The organism is Sulfitobacter sp. S223 (assembly GCF_025143825.1).
Classification (GTDB): domain Bacteria; phylum Pseudomonadota; class Alphaproteobacteria; order Rhodobacterales; family Rhodobacteraceae; genus Sulfitobacter.
On sequence record NZ_CP083560.1, the window covers coordinates 2,467,410 to 2,485,245 of the forward strand.

Consider the following 17,836-nt stretch of genomic DNA (forward strand, 5'->3'; position numbering starts at 1 on the left):
TCACATGCGTATCTTTCCCATTCTTGCCGCAATCGCCATGGCAGCGTTTCTGTATATGGCGATTCTCGAACGGCCGACGCTTTTGGCATTCTTCGGAGCCGGAGAAGAAGAGAAAGCCGAGGCAGCCAACGAGACACCGGTTGCGGCACCGATATCAGCTGAAAAGCGGGTCAAGGTTGTTGTTGAACGGCTGAACGCCCAAAGCATCGACAGCGCAGTTGTCTTACGCGGACAGACAGCCGCAGCACGGCAGGTAGACGTAAAGGCAGAAACATCCGCCATCGTAGTATCAGAGCCGCTGCGCAAGGGAGCCAAGGTAGAAACAGGCCAGATCATGTGCCGATTGGACGAAGGCACGCGCCGTGCCGCTCTTGAACAAGCCCGCGCGCAACTGGCCGAGGCGAAATCGCGCGTTCCCGAAGCGCAGGCCCGCGTGCAAGAGGCACAAGCCCGCCTTGAAGAAGCCAAGATAAACCAGAACGCGTCATCGCGGCTTAATGAAGGTGGATTTGCTTCCACCACACGGCTGGCAAGCTCGGATGCGGCTGTTGCCACGGCAGAGGCCGGTGTCAGCTCGGCCCAATCCGGCCTCAGCGCCGCGCAATCGGGCATCGAAGCAGCACAGGCCGCAGTGGCAGGCGCCCAGACAGAGTTGGACCGCCTTGTCATCGAAGCGCCCTTCGGTGGATTGCTCGAAAGCGATACAGCCGAGCTTGGCTCGCTTTTGCAGGCGGGCGCACTGTGTGGCACGATCATCCAGCTTGATCCGATCAAACTGGTTGGCTTTATTCCCGAAACCCAAGTCAACCGTGTGCAAGTAGGCGCTATGGCCGGCGCAAGACTGGCAGCGGGTGGTGGTGAGGTGCGCGGCAAAGTGACCTTTATCTCGCGTTCGGCCGATCCGCAGACCCGCACGTTTCTGACCGAGATCGAAGTGCCGAACCCCGACCTGAAAATCCGTGACGGGCAGACCGCTGAAATTCTCATCGCATCCGAAGGGGCCGATGCGCATTTGGTGCCGCAAAGCGCGCTGACGTTAAACGACGAAGGCACGCTGGGGATGCGATTGGTCGATGACAACAACATCGTTGATTTCCGCGCCGTTGAAATCATCCGCGACACTTCGAAAGGGGTATGGGTCACCGGGTTGCCAATGCAGGCGAACGTGATCGTGGTTGGACAGGAATACGTTGTTGAAGGCGTCGAAGTTGATCCGACATTCCGGGAGGTCACGCAATGACGGGAATTGTCGATTGGGCCGCCTCGCGCGCCCGGATGGTGCTGGCCTTTATCTTGCTAAGCCTTGTTGTGGGTGCCTATGCCTACACCACATTGCCCAAAGAAGGAGAGCCGGACATCGAGATTCCGGCTCTTTTCGTATCCGTCCCCTTCCCCGGCATTTCCGCCGCGGATGCCGAGACACTTCTGCTCAAACCCATGGAGACCGAACTAAGCGATCTGGACGGGCTGAAGAAAATGACCGGCACCGCATCCGAAAATTATGCGGGCCTTGCGCTTGAATTCGAATTCGGCTGGGACAAGACCTCGATCATTGCCGATGTGCGCGATGCCATGGGAACCGCAGAGGCGCAATTCCCCGAAGGAGCCGAGACTTATTCGATCAACGAGATCAACTTTTCCGAATTCCCGATCATCATTGTTAATATGACCGGCCCCGTGCCAGAGCGCACGATGGCACGATATGCCAAGCTGTTGCAGGATGATCTTGAGGGGCTCGAAGCCGTTTTGGAAGCGGGCATCGCGGGCAACCGCGACGAAATGCTCGAAGTGTTGATCGACCCGCTCAAGCTTGAATCCTATGACGTGACCGCAGCGGAGTTGATCCAGACGGTACAGAACAACAACCAGTTGATCGCCGCAGGCGAGATCGAAAGCCAAAGCGGCACTTTTTCGGTGAAAATCCCCTCAAGCTTTGATGAGCCGCGCGATGTCTACAATTTGCCGGTGAAGACCAACGGCGACCGTGTTGTGACGCTGGGTGATCTGGCGGAAATCCATCTGACCTTCGAAGACCGTCTTGGAACATCGCGGTTCAACGGAGAGCCGTCGATGGCGCTGCAAGTGGTCAAGCGCAAGGGTTACAACCTGATCGACACTGCCAGCGCGGTCAAAAAGCTGGTGGCAGAAAGCCGCGAACAATGGCCAGAAGAGCTCAAGGCAGCTGTGCAGGTTGGCACATCCAACGATCAAAGCCGCGTGGTTAACAGCATGGTGCAGCAGCTGCTCGGATCGGTGTTTACCGCGATTGCGCTTGTGATGATCGTGGTGCTTGCCGCCCTTGGTATCCGCGCGGCCTTGCTGGTGGGGTTCGCGATCCCGACCTCGTTCCTGTTGTGTTTTGCGTTTCTCGCGCTGATGGGGATTTCGATCTCGAACATCGTTATGTTCGGCCTGATCCTTGCCGTGGGTATGCTGGTGGATAGTGCCATTGTTGTGGTGGAATACGCCGATCAGGAGCAGCAAAAAGGCATCGGCCCGATGGAGGCCTATGTGCTGGCAGCCAAACGGATGTTCTGGCCGGTGATCTCCTCTACAGCGACAACGCTCTGCGCGTTTTTGCCAATGCTTTTTTGGCCCGGTGTGCCCGGAGAATTCATGGGCATGCTGCCTGTAACGCTCATTTTCGTGCTCTCGGCTTCACTGGTGGTTGCGCTGGTGTACCTGCCCGTGATGGGCGGAGTCACAGGACGGTTGGAGCGTTGGATGGCCAGCAACATGGAGCGCATCGCGAGCCTGCCATGGTATCTCCATCTGCTGTTGTTGCCTGCGGCTTTCGTGATGATCTTTCCCGCGATGTCGCTGCTGGTACCTGGCAAGGCGGGCGATCCGGGCCTGTTGTTCCAGTGGATGGGCGCGCAGTTTAGCGCCATGGACGGGCTTGATCTGCTCACTTCCGTGATCCCAACCTTCGTCAAAGTCTTTGCTTTGGTGCTGGTGGGGGCTGTGGTGTTGCTGGTGGCTTTGGGCGGTTTCATGCTGCTGCTGCTGGCGCTCTTTGCAGTGCTGACGCGGCTCGGCAAGTGGGGCCGTTGGTTGGCTTCACAGCTTTTCCGCAAGGAGCCGGACCGCATTTACGCCGGTTACAAGCGCTCGCCCTTTGGCAAGTTCATCGAAATCATTGCGGGCAATCCGGTCATGCCACTTGTCACCTGCGGTTTCATCTTTGTTTTTGTGGGCACCACGCTGATCTTCTTTTCCAACAACTCCAAAGGTGTTGAGTTCTTCGTGGAATCAGAACCCGAGCAGGCGATTGTCTATGTGCTTGCGCGCGGCAACATGTCGCTGAACGAAAAGGACGATCTGCTACGGCAGGCAGAGCAGGTTGTGATCCGTCACCCCGGTATCGCTACCGCGTTCTCTTTTGCCGGCGAAGGTGGCCTGGATAGCAACACAGGCGGATCACAGGCCCCCAAGGACCTGATCGGTCAGGTCCAGTTCGAAACCGTCCCTTGGGAAGACCGCGCCCTACGCCCCGAACTTGACGGGGACATCGTCATCGCGGAACTGACCGAACAGCTATCGGACATCCCCGGCATCCAGATCGAGGTGCTCTCACTTGACCGTGGGCCTGCCTCTGGCAAGCCTGTGCATCTGCGATTCAAGGGCGACCGGTTTGACGATCTAATGGCGGCGACCGCAATGGCGCGCGATCATTTCAACACGGTGCCCGGCCTGATCCTGATCGAAGACACGCGTCCCCTGCCCGGCATTGACTGGCAAATCGATGTGGATGTGGAAAAGGCCGGTCAATACGGAGCGGATGTGCTGAGCGTGGGAGCGATGGTGCAACTGGTCACGCGGGGTCTGCTGCTGGATACCATGCGGGTGGACACATCGGATGAAGAGATTGAGATCCGCGTGCGCCTGCCTGAAGAAGACCGGCTTCTTTCAACGCTTGATACGCTCAAGGTCCGCACCATTGACGGACTGGTCCCGCTGTCAAACTTTGTGACCCGCACCGCCGTGCCAAAATTGGCCGAGATCAGCCGCATCGACCAAAAACGGTATATGGACGTCAAAGCGGACGTGACACCGGGCCTGATGAAGATCGTCAAGGTTGCCCAAGCGGGTGATGATCCCGCCGCCATGCCAACGCTCGCCACCCTGCGCCCGGCCGGAGAGGACGCAGATTTCACCGACACTGGCGGGACAGGGTTCAAGATCACCAATCTTACCGCTGCGGCAGATGGTATCGACCTGCAAGAAGACTACAACGCGCTGAAACTGCGCCTTGTGCCGGTGAACGCAAACGAGCGGATCGCAGAGATTTCCAAATGGGTCGAAACCGCCGATCTGCCAGACGGCATCTCCTATGAATGGACCGGAGATCAGGAAGATCAGGCCGAAAGCCAAGCGTTCCTTAGCTCTGCCTTCACGGCCGCGCTGGGGTTGATGTTCATCATTCTCTTGGCCCAGTTCAACTCTTTCTACAACTCTGTGCTGGTTCTAATTGCGGTGGTGTTGTCCACCACGGGCGTACTGATCGGCATGCTGGTCATGGATCAGACATTCTCGATCATCATGACCGGAACGGGGATTGTGGCTTTGGCCGGTATCGTGGTGAACAACAACATCATCCTGATCGACACCTATCAGGAGTTCAGCCAGTACATGCCGCGGATCGAAGCGATCATCCGCACAGCACAGGCACGCATTCGCCCCGTGCTGCTGACCACCATAACCACGATGGCAGGTCTTGCGCCTATGATGTTTGGCCTAAGCCTCGATTTTGCCAACGGCGGATATACAATCGATAGCCCCACCGCGCTTTGGTGGAAGCAGTTGGCGACAGCGGTTGTCTTCGGCCTTGGTATTGCGACCGTGCTGACACTGGTGGTGACGCCATCATTGCTGGCGATCCGTGTCTGGGCCTCTACCTATGCGATGTGGGTGGCACGCCTGCTGGCGCGCATGTCCATGGGCCGCGCCAGCCGTGCCGCACGTGACTGGGCGCTGCAACGCAACGCCCGCCGTCAAAGCCCGCAGGAGCTGATCTGGAGTGACGAAAATCTGGATCAAGACCCGCCAGCCGCGCATGTCAAACCGGCAGAGTAACGCCTGTTCACCGGGAAGTGACCGCAAGGCCCCTCGCGATATTCGCGGGGGGCCTTATGCTTTGGTGCAGATGTTCATTTGAAATAAGGATGTTTTCCATGCTGCGCTATTTCCGTCCCATTATCACCGCCACCGTGCTCGGCGCTGCTGCCCTGCCAGCCTCGGCCGAGATGATATCCAAAACCAGCCCGCATTCTGTCGCTGTCACCATAGACCGCCTTGCTGAAGCAGTGACCGGCGCGGGCGCGACCGTTTTCGCCCGTATAGACCATGCCGCAGGAGCCACCAAAGTGGACATGGACCTGCGGCCCACCGAGCTGCTGATTTTCGGAAACCCCAAGCTGGGCACACCGGCCATGATGGATGCGCAAACCGCCGGGCTTGATCTGCCGCTACGGGTTCTTGCCTATGCTGACGCCGAAGGTGTCGTTCAAGTCACCTACCATGACCCGTCCACTCTCGCCTCAGAGCACGGCCTTGCGGTTGATGCTCCCTATCTTGCGATGATGACAGGCGCATTGGACAAGCTCACCGCCAAAGCTGTCGCGGCGGAATAACACTGCTAAACGCGCCTTGTTTTCGTTCCGCGCACCAATAGTCAGTCAGGTGCGCGGAAAAAGTATGACGTGCCTTCCGAAGGGCTGCCAATGAGCTTACGGTCCAGCCCCTACTCTTCGGACTGCTGACGATGCCAAAGCTGGGCGTAACGCCCGTTTTGCGCCAGCAGCGCATCATGGGTGCCGCGTTCTACCACTTCGCCTTTCTCAAGCACGATAATCGTGTCAGCTTCGGCAACTGTGCTGAGCCGGTGCGCAATGGTCAAAACCGTGCGCCCTTTCCCAGCCTGCCGCAATGCGTCCTGAATTTCATGCTCGGTCTCGCTGTCCAATGCGCTGGTTGCTTCATCCAAAAGCAGGATCGGCGGATCTTTCAGCAATGTGCGCGCAATGCCGACACGTTGCTTTTCACCGCCAGACAGCTTCAGCCCCCGTTCACCCACCGACGTCTCATATCCGTCCGGCAATGCGACGATAAAGTCGTGGATTTGTGCCGCTTTGGCCGCTGCCTCAACCTCGGCCTGCGTGGCGCCGTCGCGGCCATAGGCAATGTTGTACCCGATTGTATCATTGAACAGCACCGTATCCTGCGGCACCACACCGATCTGCCGGTGCAATGAGTTTTGCGTCACATCCCGTACGTCCTGGCCGTCAATGGTAAGGCTGCCTTTCTGCACATCATAAAAACGGAACAAGAGCCGACCGATGGTCGATTTGCCCGAACCTGTGGAACCGACAATCGCCACCATCTCACCCGGCTTTGCCACGATGCTTACACCGTTCAGGATATTGCGATCCGCGTTATAGCCGAAATGGACATCGTCCAGCCGTACTTCTCCGCCTGTGACAACAAGTTCCGGCGCGTCGGGTTTATCGTTGATTTCAGCGGGCTGCTCCAGCAGGTCAAACATTTGCCCCATGTCGACAAGAGCCTGACGAATCTCGCGGTAGACAGTCCCGAGGAAGTTCAGCGGAACAGTGATTTGGATCATGTAGGCGTTCACCATCACGAAATCACCAACTGTCAGCGTCCCGTTCTGGACACCCAAAGCCGCCATGACCATCACGGCAACAAGCCCCACAGTGATAATCAGCGACTGTCCGAAGTTCAGAAAGGCCAGTGAATAGTTGGTCTTGATCGCCGCCTGCTCATACCCTGCCATGGCCACGTCGTAGCGGCCTGCTTCGCGCGCCTCTGCGCCGAAGTATTTAACAGTTTCATAGTTCAGCAGGCTGTCGATGGCTTTCTGGTTCGCATCGGTATCCTGATCATTCATCTGGCGCCGCAGCTTTACGCGCCATTCAGTTACGGCAAACGTGAACCAAACATAAAGGCCAATCGTCACTGCCACGACCAACAGATAGGTCACGTCAAACAGGATCATCAGAATGATCCCCACCAAGGCCAGCTCAAGGATCAGCGGCCCGATACTGAACAACAAGAACCGCAGCAGGAATTCCACACCCTTCACGCCGCGTTCAATGATGCGGCTCAGGCCGCCGGTCTTACGGGTGATGTGATAGCGCATGGAGAGGCGGTGGATGTGGTTGAATGTCTCAAGCGCCAGCATGCGCAGCGCGCGCTGCGCGACCGGGGCGAAAATAGCATCTCGTAATTGCTGGAAACCCACCCCCATAAGCCGTGCCATGCCATACGCAATGGTGAGGCTGATCGCACCCAAGGCAAACATCGGTGCGCCTTCTCCGGCCATCGCATCCACCGCATCACGGTAAAAGAACGGCGTCGCGACGGTAACCATTTTGGACACTACAAGGGCGATCATCGCCCAGATAACGCGCTTACGCACCCAGGCCATGTCCTTGGGCCACAGGTACGGTGCCACATTGCGCAGGACACGCATGGACGATTGCCGCTCCTGTTCGGCCGCAATGTCTTCTTCGGTCGTGGCGTGTTTGCGCGCGGCGGTCTGTTCGGATGATTTCTGGGCGGGGTCAGTTCTGTCAGCGGTCATGGGTATTCCTATGCAGTCACCCCACTACATAGGACTGTTCAAGGCTAAGGACCACCTCAGTTCGGCAGATCGAAGACCTGTCCAGGATAAATCAGATCAGGATTGCGGATGCTACCGACGTTGGCCTCGAAAACCCTCACGTACAAGGTGCCATCACCATAGCGATCACGGGCAATCGCCCAAAGCGTAGCACCGGCCTGCACGGTAATTGATTTGATCGGGCCATCAGCAGATGCGGCAGCCTGCGCCAGAATTTCGGCGGATTCTCTTTTGAACGGAGTTTCTACGCGGCTGCTGACCGCGCCTTGCGCGCTCACTTCGTCAACACGTAGCGTGTAGACGCCTTCATCCACATCCGGCAAATCCCCACGCCAACGCCCATGCTCATCAACCGGAAGGCTAACGACCGAACGGTTATCCAGATAGACTCTTACTTTGGTCGTGTCCGGTTGCGCTCGCCCCGTCAGTTGCACATCGCCCGCTTCGGAATAGCCAATGGTATCCAGAGCAACCGATGTCATAGCCTGGGGCGCGGCTGCAGACAAAAGGCTTACGCCCTCGGCATCGGACTTAAGAACAGCCACTTCGGCAGGTTTGGTCTGTTCAGGTGCCGCTGTAACCACTTCTGGCTGCACGGGCTCTTCCGTCTTTGTCCCCTCCTCGGCAATCTGTACCTTGGGGGCTGTCTCATCACTGGTTGACGTGGTCTTTGACGGCGCAAGAATGATTTCATCAAGTGAAGGCGTTACCGCCTTTTGCTCTTCGGCTTGGGCGGACAAGCTTACGATCTGCGCCGATTGCTTTGGCGGCAACATGGCAATCGCGGCAAATCCACCGGTGCTATCGGCTTTGGCTGTCGCAACTTCGGCCCCGTCGAGCAAGATTTTGACATCGCTCATCGGCTCTGCCCGACCGGCGATGATCGTCGTACCGTCAGGTTCTCTGCGCACTTCGTCGAAGCTGGGAACTTGAGCGCTGGCTGTTTCTTGCTTTGGCTCGACTGTTTGAACGGGCGCGTCAGGCTGCGGTGCGGAAACCGTGCTAACGACGGGGCCATCACCACTGCGGCCAAACGCGATATACGCCCCCAGCAAAAGCGCCGCAGCCATGCCGCCACCAGCGATAACCGCCCCTGTATTGCCGCCGAGGCTTGCCCAAATTTTGCTCATTCAACAGCATCCCTGTCCGGATCACGTCATCCACGCGTTGAGCCTTTGTAGCGGACGCGCTATCACGGGTCAAAAGCCCAGTACCTCGGGGCTGATTATTCCCTTGAACGTGATGTAGGAGCACCTAAATGCCCGTGAAATCGATTTGTGTCTTCTGTGGGTCGCGTCCCGGCGTTGACCCCGCCTATACCGCTGATGCCGAAGCTATGGGTAAAGGCATTGCCGCCAAAGGCTGGCGGCTGGTCTATGGTGCAGGCGATGTGGGGCTTATGGGCAGCGTGGCGCGCGCGGCACAGGAAGCAGGCGCAGATACTTTCGGCGTGATCCCTGCGCACCTTGTTGCATGGGAAGTCGGAAAGACCGATCTTACCCGATACATCGTGACCGAAACCATGCACGAGCGCAAAAAAGTGATGTTTATGAACTCGGACGCGCTGGTTGTCCTACCAGGCGGAGCGGGATCGCTTGATGAGCTGTTCGAGGTACTGACATGGCGCCAGCTGGGCCTTCACCAAAAGCCGATTTATATCGTTAATACAAATGGCTATTGGGACAAATTAAAGCAATTGATGAACCACGTAACGACAAGCGGATTTGCAGATGACAGCATTCTGGATTTCTTGACTTGGGTGCCGGACAGCGCATCGGCCCTTGAGGATTATGCAAAGCGTATCAACGCGTCCTAAACGCGATGCCCTATCCGGCAGTTTCGTGACTTACGCGTCTTCGAGCGCTGATTTGACGATCTTTTCGATCTCGTCCAGCGGGTGATTGGTCAAGGTTTTGGGGACTTCTGCCACAACCTTGTCACTTACCTCTATGTGCAGCTCGTCTCGCAGGCTGCCCAATGTACCGGGGTCTGCAACAATCACCAAACGGTCAAATTCGCCTTTGTGCGCTTTATCATAGAGAATGTCTGCCAGATCAGAGGCAAAGCGTTCCTTTGCCAATTCATGCCAGTCCGTGTCCTGAACGGCAGACCGGTGGGTCGACGGCCCGTCGTTGAAGCGTCCGGGACGGTTTGCGGCCTGCTCACGCGCAGGGGGATTGTCTTGGACTTCCTTGCTGACAACTTTCAGGAACGGGTCCTCGTGGTCAGTGTCATTGCGCAGGAACAGTGCCTTTTCGCTATCCGTTACCAGCACCCATGTGCCTTTGGTCAGAGCCGTCATCGTGGATCTCCTTTTTTGCTACGTCACAAACAAAACGCCGCGCCAAAGCCCGAAGTTCCAAAGCAAAAGCCCCGCAGCGCGATGCATACGGGGCTTGAGTTCTTTGAAATGATTAGCCGCGTTCTTTAAAGGGCCAAATCTATATCACATGCGCGAGGCTACGTTTTCCCAGTTCACCAAGTTGTCGAGGAAGTTCGACAGGTAGTCAGGGCGCGCGTTGCGGAAATCAATGTAGTAGGAGTGTTCCCAGACGTCACAGCCCAGAAGTGCGGTCTGGCCGAAGCAGACGGGGTTTACGCCGTTCTCTGTCTTGGTAACCTTCAGGCTGCCATCGCTGTCTTTCACCAGCCAGGCCCAACCGGAACCGAACTGGCCCGCGCCTGCTGCTTTGAAAGCATCTTTGAATTTGTCGACGGAACCAAAGCTTTCGACCAATGCCTTTTCAAGCTCGCCCGGCATTGCGGAAGAACCCGGGCCCATCATTTCCCAAAACTGGTTGTGGTTCCAAAGCTGTGAAATGTTGTTGAAGATGCCGTTCTGGGCAACTGCGTTGGCGTCATATGTGCCTTTGATGATCTCTTCGAGAGATTTGCCAGCCCATTCAGTGCCTTCAATCGCTTTGTTGCCGTTCACGACGTAAGCATTGTGGTGCTTGTCATGGTGGAATTCCAGTGTCTCGGCGCTCATGCCTTTAGATGCGAGCGCGTCGTGAGCATACGGAAGATCGGGAAGTTCAAAAGCCATTGGGGCCTCCATTAAGGTCATTATCTATCCCCTAAATGAAGGGCGCACCCGACCTTCGTCAAGGTCAACTCGTCAAAGAACTGGGTTTCTCACTTTCAAAGGCGGAAACGACGGCAGTTTCGGCCTTGTTTCGCGGGGCTGCCCTTTGCCCCAGACAAGTCTGGAGATGAGTTTGCTCAAACCGCGCCGTGCATATTGCGCATATCCTTGCGGAATTTACAGCGGTTCGAACCGTGAGTTCAAAGCTTGCTAGCTTTTTGGAAAGCCCTTGGCGCTTTTGCGCCGCAAAAAGTGACCTTTACCAGTGAAACGCTCGGGGAAGCGGGCAGGTTTTGCCAGCGCTGACACGCTAAGGATTTTGAGGTCCAGTTTTGCCGTATAGCTGAGAGTGGGGATTACTTGGCCCACATGATCCGTTGCTCCTGCGATGGTCCATTTCAGCCTTACCAAATCACCGGTTTTGCGTACCCGCGCTTGCGTCGGGGCCACCGACATAATGAAGCAACACGCCATCGACTACTCGAACGGTGCCCTTGTCGTCGAAGTTGATCGCCATCTTGTCGGACACCCGCCCCCGAGCGCGCCTGGCATCAATATCAGATTCATACTACGCAGCATCCTCGATCGCGGGTGAACCAAGTAGAGCAGCCAAAGCGGCAGCAAATATCTTTAATTTCAAAACAGAATTCTACGAGTTCTTCATTCAATAATCGTGCATGTCCCGACTTCGCTGATCGCATTGCCATAGCGATGATAGCGCCCGCTTCGCGAAAATGTCCAGATTTTGGGGACGCAGGATGACCTTATCGTCCAGCGGAGAAATCTGCTTAGGCTATTTCACTGCAACGCAGCGCCCGGATGCAGCCCCCGGCGTGGTAAAGAAGCTCTCTCCCAATCCGCTGTAGGTGAAGGTCATGCGCTTCATGTTTACGTTCATCTTGAAATCGACGTTCTGCTTTCGACTTTGACTGTCCCGCACACCGATCAACTTCCACCTCAATTTCAGCCGATTGGTCGTTGGGCGGCTGAAATCCGCCATTGCTGGCCCATTGAACACTTCTTTGGTGTATTGATCATAAACTGCAGCATTCAGAGTCCGCTGATCAATCCGGACGATAACCGCGTCTGGCACCCAGTCTTTCGAGGAAGGGTTTTTAGTTTCGCAGATGAGATGCACTGCTTCATTTGCCGCGGCAGGCAATGCGCTGATCATGACTCCGAACGCACATAGGCCGCGCAAAACCGAAGAAGAAAAAATCATGACCAGTCCTTTTTCAAGCTCTCGGCAGAGCAGCATCACATCAATAAACGCCTACCTCTGATCCGGGCTGTGCCGCAATGCTAAGCAGGTCAAACACATACTGCGCTACTGACCGGAAACAAATCAAGCGAAAGACGTCCTCTTCCGGCATCCAGAAAGCTGCAGGCACTTGTGCCAAACGCGTACGGCGGAACATGCCGGGGGTGAACGCGGACGGGGATAGATCCACAGGCGCCAGCTTTGACATTACCTCACGGGCGAGAGGGCCGCGCACCTCAAACATCGCACGTGCGTCAGACACATTTGCCGCCAGCGCATGACTGCCCGCCAGCTTTTCTTGCAAGTCAGCCAGCTTGGCGTGCGCGTCGGCATAGGCGCACATGATCAAAAGCTCGTCCGGTGACATCCACGCCATGCCACCGGCACCTTCGGTCAGACAGTGGCCCTGATCCGGCATGTTTACACCCGCAGCCGCTATGGCGGCCTTTTGCAAAGGCTTGGCGGCCAAATCGCCCCGCAGCGTGATCATACCAACGTTGCCAACCTCGGAAACTTTAACAATTCCATCATGATAGATGGCGTTCTTCAAAGCGGATACCGGCTCAGACATTCTGCTTCTCCCCTGCTTTATCGTAGAACACAGGATCGACGATCCGCGCTTTATAGGTTTTTCCATCGGTGCCGGGGAATTCAATTTCCTCGCCCATGCGATCGGGCCCGTTGTGGACAAGACCCATGGCAATACCCTTACCCAAAGTGGGCGAGTGATAGCTGGACGTGACGCGCCCGATCATGTTGCGCTGACCATTCTCGTTTGAGCCTTCTCCCACGGCGTAGGCGCCATCCGGCAATACTGAGCCGTCTGTGGTTTCCAGCCCGACCAGTTTCCAGCGGTTCGGGTCAGCCATATGAGAGCGCAGGTGCGCGCGCTTGCCAAGATAGTCTTCTTTTTTCTTGGATAGCGCCCAATGCAGGTTCAGGTCCTGCGGGATCACGGTGCCGTCGGTCTCATCACCAATCATGATGAAGCCCTTCTCGGCGCGCAGGATGTGCAGGCATTCAGTGCCATAAGGCATTACGCCCAGCTCATCCCCCACTGCCATCAGAGCATCCCAGAAGGCCTGTCCGTGGCTCGCGTCAACGGCAATCTCATACGAAAGCTCGCCAGAGAATGAAATCCGGTAGACGCGGACATTGAAGCCCCCAATCACACCGTCAGCCCACTCCATAAAACCAAGCGCCTCTGCCGAAACATCCATGCCGCCAAGTTTTTCCAGCGCCTTACGGGCGTTCGGGCCAACAACGGCTATCTGGGCATATTGCTCTGTCACGTTGGCGACAAAGACTTTCATATCCCACCATTCGGTTTGCAGCCATTCTTCCATGTGGGCATGGATACGCTCTGCACCGCCAGTTGTCGTGTGGCACAGCCATGTGTCTTCATCGATGCGCGCAACAACGCCGTCGTCGATCAGGAATCCGTTGTCGTTACACATCAGACCATAGCGGCATTTGCCCGGCTTCAGTGTGCTCATCATATTGGTGTAGAGCATGTCGAGGAATTCACCCGCGTCAGGCCCTTTGACGATCAGCTTACCCAGCGTGGACGCGTCGAGCAGACCCATCTTTTCGCGGGTGTTGGTCACTTCGCGCATCACTGCGTCATGGGTGCTTTCGTCCTGCCGAATGTACGCGTATGGGCGGCGCCAATGGCCGACAGGCTCCCACTGTGCCCCGTTGGTTTCATGCCAGTCATGCATGGGTGTCCGGCGGATCGGCTGGAAGGTCGCATCGCGTGCCTCTCCGCCCAGGGCCGCCATTGAAATGGGGTGATAAGGGGGACGGAATGTGGTGGTTCCGACTGACGGAATATCTTCATTCAATGCACCAGCTAAGGTCGCCAATCCATTGATGTTGCTCAATTTACCCTGATCGGTCGCCATGCCCAATGTGGTGTAGCGTTTGGCATGTTCAACCGAAACAAATCCTTCTTGCGCAGCCAGCCGGACATCCGAAACTTTAACGTCGTTCTGGTAATCCAGCCACGCTTTTTCGCGCAGTTTGACACTGGCACCCTGAGGCATCAGCCACACCGGCGCCATCGGCGCTTCCGAACTTGGCGCGGCCTTGCTGGCCTTGGCGTCACGCGGCAATTTTTTACCGAGACAGCGCAATGTGCCATCCGCAGCAGCGAAGGCATCATTCAGCAGGTCATCCATCTGGAACAGGCCAGACGCTGCACCAGCGGTCGAAACAAACTGCCCGCCGTCCGCACCTTGCGGGGCGTTATCGGGATCGGGGCTGAAGCAGGCGTTGACGGTATCCCATTTCAGTTTGCCGCCGCAGTGCGACCAAAGGTGCACCACCGGAGACCAGCCGCCCGACATCGCGACCGCATCACAGGTGATTTCTTCCAGTACCGCGCCTTCGCCAGCCTGTGAACAGATCGCAACACCGGTGACCCGCTTTCCGCCTTTGACCGAGGAAATGCCCTGCCCCATCAATACGCGAATGCCCAAGGCTTTGGCCTGCGCCATGACTTCGCTGTCTTGTGGCAGTACCCGCGCGTCAAGAATTGCCGGAACATCCAACCCTGCGTGTTTCAGCGCGAAAGCTGTCAGATAGGCATCATCATTGTTGGTCACCACAACGGTGCGATCGCCAACAGAGACGCCGTAATTCACCACATAGTCACGGACCGAAGCCGCAAGCATAACACCGGGAATATCGTTACCGGCAAAGCTGAGCGGACGTTCAATCGCGCCGGTTGCTGTGATGATATGCCCTGCCCGGACACGCCACAGGCGGTGGCGCGGGCCGGAAACTTCGGGCGCATGATCTGTCAGGCGCTCATAGCCCAGCACATAACCGTGGTCGTAGACGCCTGCGCCCATGGTGCGTGTGCGCAGGGTGACGTTCTCCATCCCCTCCAGCTCTGCCACTGTGGCGTCGATCCACGCCTGTGCAGGCGCATCGTTGATCTCTCCGCCATCTACTGGTGTGCGGCCGCCCCAATTTGCGTTCTGCTCCATCACGAGGACGCGGGCACCGGAAAGAGCAGCTGCGCGCGCGGCTTCCAGACCTGCAACACCGCCACCAATCACCAAAACATCGCAGAAAGCATAGAAATGCTCATACGTGTCCTGATCACGTTCTTTGGGCGCACGGCCAAGGCCTGCTGAATGCCGGATGATCGGCTCATACACATGTTTCCACAGCGGACGCGGGTGGATGAACATCTTGTAATAGAAACCTGCCGGCAAAAAGCGGCTGAGATATTTGTTGATCGCGCCTACGTCGAACTCAAGGCTGGGCCAGTGGTTCTGGCTCTCGGCGCGAAGCCCGTCGAAAAGTTCGGTGGTGGTCACGCGGGCGTTGGGTTCAAAACTGCTCCCTTCGCCAAGGTTCACCAAGCCGTTGGGTTCTTCGGGGCCAGCGGCCACGATCCCGCGCGGGCGGTGATATTTGAACGAACGGCCCACCAGCATCTGGTCATTGGCCAACAGGGCCGAGGCAAGCGTGTCGCCCTCGAACCCTGTCATGTGTTTGCCGTTAAAGCGGAAGCTGACGGCTTTTGATTTGTTCAGCAGGCGGCCACCTGTGGCGAGACGGGTGCTCATGATTTAGGCTCCATCGCGGGTTGGAAGTGCGGATGAGAAGAGGAAACAGCGCGGCGCATCAAGAAACAGTCCGCCAGCCGGGGCGTTTTGCGTCAATGTCGGCCAGCAGCTCTTCGGGTGGCGCGTATGTCTGGGCGCTATAGGTGCCGAAGACCTCAAGCGTCATGGTGTCACGGGCCATATGGAACCACTTGCCACAGCCGTTCTGGTGCCGCCAGCGTTCGAAATGTACGCCCTTGGGGTTCTTACGCATAAACAGGTATTCTTCGACCTTATCATCGGAGGCCCCGATACTGTGACGGGTGATATGCGCCTCGCCGTGGGCATGGAATTCGGTTTCCTCAGCGGTCACACCGCAGCAAGGGCAGGATACGATCAGCATGAAATGGCTCCGTGAGAGGCAAAAGGACGGGAGAAGAACGCAAAAAGGCCGTCGCTGCGACGAGCGACGGCCTTAAAATAACATATATAGTTGGTTTTATTCCGAGACTGCGCCTTCGACAGCGTCGGCAGCGCCTTCAGCAGCAGAACCAGCACCATCAATGGTGATGTTGACATCGCTTTCGCCGTTACCGGATGTGTCGATGTTGCCTGCAAACATGAAATACGCAAGGCCAGCAACGACAACGACGAGAATACCGACGATGATACCCATCCCTGCACCGCCACTGTTTGTGGTGGTCGTTGTGGTTGTGCGCTCACGCTCTGTGACGGGCTCTTGACGATTTTCCAAGGGTCTATTCCTTCCTCAACTTCTGTTGAAGAACAAACATATGAACTGGCCTTTTGGTTCCACGAAAAGCGCCGGACCGGACCAATGGTAAAGCGGCTGTGCCGTGAGGGGATGCCAGCGGCAAACATCAGTGCGCCACCCCTGCGGCAACGGATTCGTCAATAAACCGACCCTCGGTAAACCGTTCCATCCCGAATGCATCGGTGAGTGGTGAACGGCCTTTGGCCATCAGCTCAGCCATAGCCCAGCCGGAACCGGGGATGGCCTTGAAACCGCCCGTACCCCAGCCGCAGTTGATAAAGATACCATCAACCGGCGTCTTGGACAAAATCGGGGAACGGTCCCCCGTGACGTCCACGATACCGCCCCATTGGCGCAGCATCTTCAAGCGGGAAACCATCGGGAAGGTTTCGATCAACGCGCGCACTGTTTCCTCGATATGATGGAAAGATCCCCGCTGGGTGTAGTTGTTATACCCGTCCGTGCCGCCACCAATGACCATTTCGCCCTTGTCGGACTGGCTCATATAGCCGTGGACAGTGTTGGCCATGACGACCACATCCATGCAAGGCTTGATCGGTTCTGACACCAGCGCCTGCAAAGCCACAGATTCGATGGGAAGACGGAAACCTGCCATATCGGCCAGATGACCGGAATGTCCTGCCACAACCATGCCCAGCTTGTCACAGCCGATATCGCCGCGGTTGGTGCTGACACCCACGACCTTACCGCCCTCGGTACGGACACCGGTTACTTCGCATCGCTGGATCACGTCCATGCCCATGTCGGAACAGGCGCGCGCATAGCCCCAAGCCACAGCATCGTGACGCGCCGTGCCGCCGCGCGCTTGCCACAGGCCGCCCAACACAGGATACCGTGGACCATCCAGATTGATGATCGGCACCAGTTGCTTTACCTTCTGCGGGCTGATGAATTCTGTCTTCACACCCTGAAGCATATTGGCATGGGCTGTTCGCTGGTAGCCACGCACCTCATGTTCCGTTTGTGCAAGCATGATAACCCCGCGCGGGGAAAACATCACGTTATAGTTGAGATCCTGCGACATGGTTTCATACAGGCTGCGGGATTTTTCATAGATCGCCGCCGATGGATCCTGCAAATAGTTGGAGCGGATGATGGTTGTGTTTCGGCCCGTGTTGCCGCCACCAAGCCAGCCTTTTTCAAGGATCGCTACATTCGTGATGCCAAAGTTCTTGCCCAGATAATACGCCGTGGCCAGACCGTGGCCCCCTGCCCCGATGATGATCGCGTCATAGTGCTTTTTCGGGGCTGCATCGCGCCACGCACGGGTCCAACCGGTGTGATGGCGCATCGCTTCGCGTGCCACGGCAAATACGGAGTATTTTTTCATCGCTGGTGTCCCTGAGGCAGAAAAGAGTGGATTCGGGCCTTGTTTGCCCTGCTAGGTTCTTCATGAGGGAGTGGCCGGAAAAGTGGATACTCCGCGCGGCACTCTTTATCAATTTTGCGACATAGGCCGCAAGGAGTACCTTATGGGGTGGTCTATTCG

Annotated in this window: 15 protein-coding genes; 4 read left to right on the plus strand and 11 right to left on the minus strand. The window is 56.9% G+C overall.

All coding sequences use genetic code 11. The features are described 5' to 3' along the window. The first annotated feature begins 4 nt into the window (after positions 1 to 4). The 3 genes from K3757_RS11775 to K3757_RS11785 all read left to right on the plus strand — a co-directional run bounded on the left by K3757_RS11775 (position 5) and on the right by K3757_RS11785 (position 5,633). Positions 5 to 1,240: an efflux RND transporter periplasmic adaptor subunit gene (locus K3757_RS11775; RefSeq protein WP_259995741.1), complete on the plus strand. Its 1,236-nt coding sequence runs from the start codon at positions 5 to 7 to the stop codon at positions 1,238 to 1,240. Continuing rightward, positions 1,237 to 5,076, plus strand: coding sequence for an efflux RND transporter permease subunit (locus K3757_RS11780; protein WP_259995743.1), 3,840 nt, complete (start codon positions 1,237 to 1,239; stop codon positions 5,074 to 5,076). Before K3757_RS11775 ends, K3757_RS11780 begins: the two co-directional genes overlap by 4 nt. A gap of 98 nt (positions 5,077 to 5,174) precedes the next feature. Beyond that, the gene (locus K3757_RS11785; RefSeq protein WP_259995745.1) at positions 5,175 to 5,633 is read left to right on the plus strand and encodes a DUF302 domain-containing protein; all 459 of its coding nucleotides are present in this window, start codon (positions 5,175 to 5,177) and stop codon (positions 5,631 to 5,633) included. 110 nt (positions 5,634 to 5,743) lie between these two features. On the opposite strand, the gene K3757_RS11790 is transcribed toward K3757_RS11785, so the two are convergent. Further along, positions 5,744 to 7,495 (minus strand): ABCB family ABC transporter ATP-binding protein/permease, encoded by a 1,752-nt coding sequence (locus tag K3757_RS11790; RefSeq protein ID WP_409202586.1) that lies wholly within the window; start codon positions 7,493 to 7,495, stop codon positions 5,744 to 5,746. 167 nt (positions 7,496 to 7,662) lie between these two features. Then, positions 7,663 to 8,775, minus strand: coding sequence for a LysM peptidoglycan-binding domain-containing protein (locus tag K3757_RS11795; RefSeq protein ID WP_259995749.1), 1,113 nt, complete (start codon positions 8,773 to 8,775; stop codon positions 7,663 to 7,665). A gap of 128 nt (positions 8,776 to 8,903) precedes the next feature. On the opposite strand from K3757_RS11795, the gene K3757_RS11800 reads away from it, so the two are divergent. Beyond that, positions 8,904 to 9,461, plus strand: coding sequence for a TIGR00730 family Rossman fold protein (locus K3757_RS11800; RefSeq protein ID WP_259995750.1), 558 nt, complete (start codon positions 8,904 to 8,906; stop codon positions 9,459 to 9,461). Between the two features lie 30 nt (positions 9,462 to 9,491). On the opposite strand, the gene K3757_RS11805 is transcribed toward K3757_RS11800, so the two are convergent. From K3757_RS11805 to K3757_RS11845, 9 genes are all read right to left on the minus strand, one after another. Continuing rightward, positions 9,492 to 9,947, minus strand: a complete 456-nt coding sequence (locus K3757_RS11805) for a host attachment family protein (protein ID WP_259995751.1) — start codon at positions 9,945 to 9,947, stop codon at positions 9,492 to 9,494. 144 nt (positions 9,948 to 10,091) lie between these two features. Continuing rightward, positions 10,092 to 10,691: a superoxide dismutase gene (locus K3757_RS11810; RefSeq protein ID WP_259995752.1), complete on the minus strand. Its 600-nt coding sequence runs from the start codon at positions 10,689 to 10,691 to the stop codon at positions 10,092 to 10,094. 249 nt (positions 10,692 to 10,940) lie between these two features. Next, positions 10,941 to 11,186 carry a hypothetical protein gene (locus K3757_RS11815; RefSeq protein WP_259995753.1) on the minus strand — a complete coding sequence of 82 codons (246 nt, stop codon included), beginning with the start codon at positions 11,184 to 11,186 and terminating at the stop codon, positions 10,941 to 10,943. A gap of 337 nt (positions 11,187 to 11,523) precedes the next feature. Beyond that, complete coding sequence (locus K3757_RS11820) at positions 11,524 to 11,952, minus strand: hypothetical protein (RefSeq protein WP_259995755.1); 429 nt, start codon at positions 11,950 to 11,952, stop codon at positions 11,524 to 11,526. A 40-nt stretch (positions 11,953 to 11,992) separates the two neighbouring features. Further along, the gene (locus K3757_RS11825; RefSeq protein ID WP_259995757.1) at positions 11,993 to 12,562 is read right to left on the minus strand and encodes a sarcosine oxidase subunit gamma; all 570 of its coding nucleotides are present in this window, start codon (positions 12,560 to 12,562) and stop codon (positions 11,993 to 11,995) included. Next, the gene (locus tag K3757_RS11830; protein WP_259995759.1) at positions 12,555 to 15,572 is read right to left on the minus strand and encodes a sarcosine oxidase subunit alpha family protein; all 3,018 of its coding nucleotides are present in this window, start codon (positions 15,570 to 15,572) and stop codon (positions 12,555 to 12,557) included. The genes K3757_RS11825 and K3757_RS11830 overlap by 8 nt, the downstream gene beginning before the upstream one ends. Before the next feature lie 58 nt (positions 15,573 to 15,630). After that, positions 15,631 to 15,954, minus strand: a complete 324-nt coding sequence (locus K3757_RS11835) for a sarcosine oxidase subunit delta (RefSeq protein WP_259995760.1) — start codon at positions 15,952 to 15,954, stop codon at positions 15,631 to 15,633. A gap of 96 nt (positions 15,955 to 16,050) precedes the next feature. Then, positions 16,051 to 16,305 carry a hypothetical protein gene (locus K3757_RS11840; protein ID WP_259995761.1) on the minus strand — a complete coding sequence of 85 codons (255 nt, stop codon included), beginning with the start codon at positions 16,303 to 16,305 and terminating at the stop codon, positions 16,051 to 16,053. 127 nt (positions 16,306 to 16,432) lie between these two features. Next, positions 16,433 to 17,677, minus strand: coding sequence for a sarcosine oxidase subunit beta family protein (locus K3757_RS11845; RefSeq protein ID WP_259995763.1), 1,245 nt, complete (start codon positions 17,675 to 17,677; stop codon positions 16,433 to 16,435). Between the last annotated feature and the right edge of the window lie 159 nt (positions 17,678 to 17,836).